This window comes from Stenotrophomonas sp. P5_A8 (genome assembly GCF_056400545.1).
The window spans coordinates 1-5305 of the sequence record NZ_JBFULB010000264.1; the positions used below are offsets into that span (position 1 = coordinate 1).

The window sequence follows — 5305 nt, forward strand, 5'->3', positions numbered from 1 at the left end:
GATCCCACTGGCCGATGTAGACGTTGGCTTCGGCGCCTTCGAAGTTCTTGCGGGTGATGATGTTGATCACGCCGGCGATGGCGTCCGAGCCGTAGATGGTGGATGCGCCGTCCTTCAGCACTTCGATGCGTTCGACCATGGCCGACGGAATCGAGGCGACGTCCTGCAGGCCATCGTTGGTGATGCCCAGGCGACGACCGTCGACCAGGACCAGGGTGCGGTTGGCACCGAGGTTGCGCAGGTCGATGTAGTAACCACCGACGGCTTCACCCGAGCTCAGCGGCGAGGTGCGGCTGATGGCCGGGGAACCGGCGGTCGGAATGTTCTGCAGGATGTCGGCGACCGACTTGAAGCCCTGCTGCTGGATCTGGTCACGGGTGATGGTCAGGACCGGCTGTGCGGTTTCGGTATCGACCTGGCGGATGCGCGAACCGGTGACCTCGATGCGATCGAGGTTGGTCGGGCTGCCCGACTCCTGTGCCTGTGCAGTGGCGACGCCGGCGCTCGCGACCAGCGCGACCACGACCGCATCACGCAGCTTGTTGGACTTGAAATTCATTGGCTCTCTCTCTCCAAGGGAATCTTGGGTATTCACTAGGGTGTGTTTGCCTGCGGCGGCACCAAAGAAGCGGCGCCAAGCACCACGAGGCTGACTCGATAGTAACTGCGGATTCCAAAGAATTAAAGTAGCGTTAATACAGCTTGTGCGTGGCCTGTCGTTGAAAAAATGCCTTCCAAATCAATTACATCTTGATTTGGCTGCCTTATTTTTGTCTCGATGGTTAAGATAAGGTGAAGAAAATAGTTGCAATTGATTTGTCACCATTTGTATCAATCGGTTTCGAGTCGCATCAGCGAGGTGGCGCATCACGCCCGGTTTCTGACCGTTCATGAGACACAAGATGTGCAACGTCTTCGGCGATCCGTCTGCTGGGAGGCGGCACCACTGGAACAAAAAAAGGCGCGCCGTGGCGGGCGCGCCTTTCGAAACATCCACCCGCGCCAGGCGCTGGGGGATCAGAGATCCTGTTCGTAGCGGACGTAGGGCACGGTGCCTTCGTCGGTGCTCTCGTTGCGCGGGGCGAAGGGATTCTTGCCGCGGGTGATCACGTTCTCGGCACCGACGGTGAGCTGACCGCTCCACGGGGTGCGCCAGGTCAGGCCGACGCCGAGGCCTTCCCACTTGCCGGGCTGCCCGGGCACATCGACCACGCGGCCGATGATGTTGCCGCTGAAATTGCCGTAGCCGGCACCGATGGTCAGGCTCTTGCTGTCCCAGCGGTCGACCAGCGCCGGGGAGGCATCGGACAGCGGAACCAGGCGTGCCTTGGCATAGGTGCCGCCGATCGACACAAAGCCTTCGCGACCGATGTTCTTCTGGCCGAACACGGTCAGGTCGTTCTGCTCGGCGCGCAGCGCCGGCGACTTGTTGGGACCGGCCAGCCACGCGGGCAGGGTATCGCGGCCGCTGCCGGCGGTGATGCCCAGGCGTCCGCCAGGACGGTTGAATGCAGCGGTGCCACTGACCCGGCGGCTGAGCGAGCTGTCTTCATCGTCCCCCAGGCTGGCCAACATGCAATGACTGGCCAGGCCGCTGATGCTGGTGCCGCGGCTGCTGTTGCAGAGCAGGCCCAGCGAATCGCCGGAGGACAGCCCGAAGGCGGCGTCCAGCGAGCTGCGGCCGAAATGCCAGCGTGCGCCGACCGCCTGTTCGCCGGTCGGTTCCAGGTACAGCAGGGCCTCGACCTTGCCGCTGCCCTTGTTCCAGATCGGCAGCACGGTGCTGTCCTGGCGCGGCTTGTTCTGCGCATGCGCGCCCGTTATCGCAGCGAGGGCGATCACAAGGGCCAGCGGTAGACGCAGAAGGGAGCGCATGGGAATTCTCAGACAGCAGCGGTGAGCACAAGTTCCCGCCGAAGCGGGACACTGATCCTAGGGCGTTTATGATTTCTTAACAAGTCTTCGTTCTCCCCAGAACAAAACTCGTGCGGCAATTACTGAAGCCGTTCAGGTGCCGGCGAGGAAACACCGGTATCGCTGAACAGTATGGCCAGTTCCGTCAAGGGAAAGTGATACTCGCGTCCGCAGAATTCGCAACGCACGTCAATCGCGCCGGTGGGTTCGGCCGCGGCGCGGGCTTCCACCTCGCCCAGCGATTCCAGCATGCCCTCCACCCGCTCGCGCGAGCAGGAGCAGTCGAAGCGCAGCGGGCGTTCGCCCAGCAGTTCCGGCGCTTCTTCATGGAAGAGGCGGTGCAGCAGTTCATTGCCGGCCACTTCAAGCAGTTCCTGCTTGCCCAGCGTCTCGAACAGGGCGCTGGCGCGCGACCAGCCGTCGTGGTCGCCCTCGTCGCCGGGCAGCTTCTGCAGCAGCAGGCCGGCGGCGTGTTCGCCGTCGGCGGCCAGCAGCAATCGCGTGGGCAGCTGTTCGGACTGACGGAAGTAATCTTCGAAGGCTTCGTCAAGGCCGGAGGCGGTGAGCCCGACCAGGCTCTGGTAGCGCTGCGGTTCGCGCGGGTCCAGGCCCGGGTTCTCGATGGTGATGGCCAGCAGCGCATCCTCGCCCAGCGAGGTCAGATCGCGCGGCGCATCGCCACCGCCGTCGGCCAGTTGCACGATGCCGCGCAGGGTACCGGCGGCCGTGCATTCGGCGAACAGGGTGCGCATGGGGGTGTTGCTGCGCAGCTGGATCGACAGGCGCCCGTCGACCTTGGTGTGCCCGGTGAACAGCGCCGAGGCGACGCTGGCCTCGCCGAGAAGTTCAGCGGCGGTCGGCGGGTACACGGCATGGGACAGGATCTCGCGCCAGGTCGCATCGAGGTGCACGTGCACGCCGCGGACGCCGGCAGCGGGAAGCAGGAAACGGACAAGGGTGTCGGATTGGGCGGTCATCGGCTCGGTGGCTGCGCTTATAGAGGGGCGGTTGCCGGATAATGCGCCGACAACCGTGCAAGCAAAGGATGCACCACTGATGGGGGCAGAGCGCAGCAATCTCAAGGCCGGACCGGGCCTGGAACCGTCACGCCCGCGGCGTTGGCACTGGAAGCGGTTGCTGTGGCTGCCGGTGCTGTTTGCCGCCTTCAGTGTGCTGCAGGTGCTGGTGCTGCGCTTCATCGATCCGCCGCTGTCCACGGTGATGCTGTGGCGGTACGGCGAGGCGCTGGGCCAGGGCGATTGGGACTACCGCCTGCATTACCAGTGGCGCGACCTGGACCAGATGGCACCGAGCCTGCCGATCTCGCTGGTGGCCGCCGAAGACCAGCGCTTCCCCGAGCACAATGGCTTTGACCTGCAGGCGATCGAGAAGGCGCGCGACCACAACGCCAAGGGGGGGCGCCTGCGCGGGGCCAGCACGATCAGCCAGCAGGTCGCCAAGAATCTGTTCCTGTGGCAGGGCCGCAGCTGGATCCGCAAGGGCCTGGAGGTCTGGTACACGGTGCTGATCGAGGCGCTGTGGCCGAAGTCGCGGATCCTGGAGATGTACGCCAACATTGCCGAGTTCGGCGACGGCATCTATGGCGCGCAGGCGGCGGCCCGGCAGTACTGGGGCAAGGACGCCGCGCGCCTGAGCCCGGCCGAGAGCGCGCGCCTTGCCGCGGTGCTGCCGGCGCCGCGCCGCTACAACGCCAGCAAGCCGGGGCCGTACGTGCAGCGCCGCGCGGCATGGATCCAGCGCCAGGCCCGCCAGTTGGGCGGCGGCGCCTATCTGGGCGAGGACTGAATGCCGACCGCTACAATCCCCGCATGACAGCCCAACGCCTGACCCTGGTCATTGCGGCACACAACGAAGCGCTGGTGCTGCCGATGCTGCACCCGCGGCTGCGCGCGGTACTGGACGGGCTGCCCGATATCGAGGGGCGGGTGCTGTATGTCGATGACGGCAGCACCGACACCACGTGGGCGGTGATGCAGGCGCTGGCCGAGGCCGACCCGCGCGTGGGCGTGCTGCGGCTGTCGCGTAACTTCGGCAAGGAAGCGGCACTGACCGCGGGATTGGATTTCGTCGGGGACGGGGCGGCGATGATCCTCGACGCCGATGGCCAGGATCCGCCCGAACTGATTCCCGAGTTCGTCGCCTTGTGGCAGCAGGGCTACGACAACGTGTACGGCACGCGGCTGGTGCGCGACGGCGAAAGCTGGTTCAAGCGCAGTACGGCGGCGGCGTTCTACCGGGTGATCGGGCGTCTGTCCAAGACCCCGATCCCCGCCGATACCGGCGATTTCCGCCTGTTGTCGTCGCGCGCGCTGGAGGCGCTGGGACAGCTGCGTGAACGCCACCGGTTCATGAAGGGGCTGTTCGGCTGGGTCGGCTTCCGGCGCAAGGCGCTGCCCTACCACCGGCATGCGCGGTTGGTGGGGGAGAGCAAGTTCGGGCTGTGGAAGCTGTGGAATTTCGCGCTGGAAGGGATCACCGGTTTTTCGACCGCGCCCTTGCGGGTGACGACGTACCTGGGACTGGCCGCGGCCGGCTTCGCTTTCCTGTTCGCACTGTGGATCGTGGGCAAGGCGGCGCTGTACGGGGACCGGGTGGCGGGCTGGCCGACGATGATGGTCGTGATCCTGTTCCTGGGCGGCGTGCAGTTGATCGCACTGGGCCTCATCGGGGAATACCTGGGGCRGCTGTACGAGGAGTCCAAGCAGCGTCCGCTGTACCTGGTTGACACTTGGCAGGCGCCGTTCGTGGCAGACTCGGGCCTGCATCCCATCAGTGGAGAGCAGCGAGATGACCACGGTACGACAGCTGTTGGAAGGCAAGTCCCCTGAGGTTTTCGCGGTACCCCCGGACGCGGCGGTGATCGACGCGATCCGGCTGATGGCCGACAAGGGCATCGGGGCGGTGGTGGTGATGGAGGGCCGGCAACTGGTCGGGATCCTCTCCGAGCGCGATTACGCGCGCAAGATCGTGCTGCACGAGCGCTCTTCGCGGACGACGCGGGTGAGCGACATCATGACCGCGAAGGTGGTGACGGTGGCCTTGGCCGAGCAGGTCGAGCATTGCCTGCAGCTGGTGACCGATTACCGCATCCGGCACCTGCCGGTGGTCGATGCTGGCAGCGTGGTCGGGGTGATCTCGATCGGCGATCTGGTCAAGTCGGTGATCGATGAGCAGGCGCAGAAGCTGGATCAGCTGCAGCAGTACATCGTGGCGGGGTGAAGCGGTTACGCGCCTGTTGTCCGCGCTCTTTCCCATGCGCTAGGAGGCTCGGCGGTCGGTGGGTCGGGCGCTGGGCCCGCATGCCCTTTCCGGCGACGCCCCCGGCGTCGGCCTGCGGCCGCCACCTCCTCCTTTATTTCGCCTCCAAGGG

6 protein-coding genes are annotated in these 5305 nt (G+C 65.6%); 3 read left to right on the forward strand and 3 right to left on the reverse strand.

Annotated features, from left to right (window positions below; genetic code table 11):
• The 3 genes from AC1DQP_RS15795 to hslO form a co-directional block, all read right to left on the reverse strand.
• Positions 1–559, reverse strand: a 559-nt coding sequence (locus AC1DQP_RS15795) for a TonB-dependent receptor plug domain-containing protein (protein WP_478051972.1), incomplete at its 3' end; no start/stop codon positions are given.
• Between the two features lie 458 nt (positions 560–1017).
• Positions 1018–1875, reverse strand: a complete 858-nt coding sequence (locus tag AC1DQP_RS15800) for an XOO1806 family protein (protein ID WP_256775823.1) — start codon at positions 1873–1875, stop codon at positions 1018–1020.
• 119 nt (positions 1876–1994) lie between these two features.
• The gene (gene hslO / locus AC1DQP_RS15805; protein ID WP_256775822.1) at positions 1995–2891 is read right to left on the reverse strand and encodes an Hsp33 family molecular chaperone HslO; all 897 of its coding nucleotides are present in this window, start codon (positions 2889–2891) and stop codon (positions 1995–1997) included.
• A 79-nt stretch (positions 2892–2970) separates the two neighbouring features.
• Here hslO and mtgA point away from each other — a divergent pair, with 79 nt between their 5' ends.
• From mtgA to AC1DQP_RS15820, 3 genes are read left to right on the forward strand one after another with little or no spacing between them, the layout of a single operon-like run.
• Positions 2971–3720 carry a monofunctional biosynthetic peptidoglycan transglycosylase gene (gene mtgA / locus AC1DQP_RS15810; protein ID WP_457318362.1) on the forward strand — a complete coding sequence of 250 codons (750 nt, stop codon included), beginning with the start codon at positions 2971–2973 and terminating at the stop codon, positions 3718–3720.
• Positions 3721–3743: 23 nt separating this feature from the next.
• Entirely contained in the window at positions 3744–4763 is a 1020-nt protein-coding gene (locus AC1DQP_RS15815) for a glycosyltransferase family 2 protein (RefSeq protein WP_478051973.1), read from the forward strand.
• On the forward strand, positions 4723–5154 hold the full coding sequence (locus tag AC1DQP_RS15820) for a CBS domain-containing protein (protein ID WP_256775819.1): 432 nt from the start codon (positions 4723–4725) through the stop codon (positions 5152–5154). The genes AC1DQP_RS15815 and AC1DQP_RS15820 overlap by 41 nt, the downstream gene beginning before the upstream one ends.
• Positions 5155–5305: the final 151 nt, after the last annotated feature.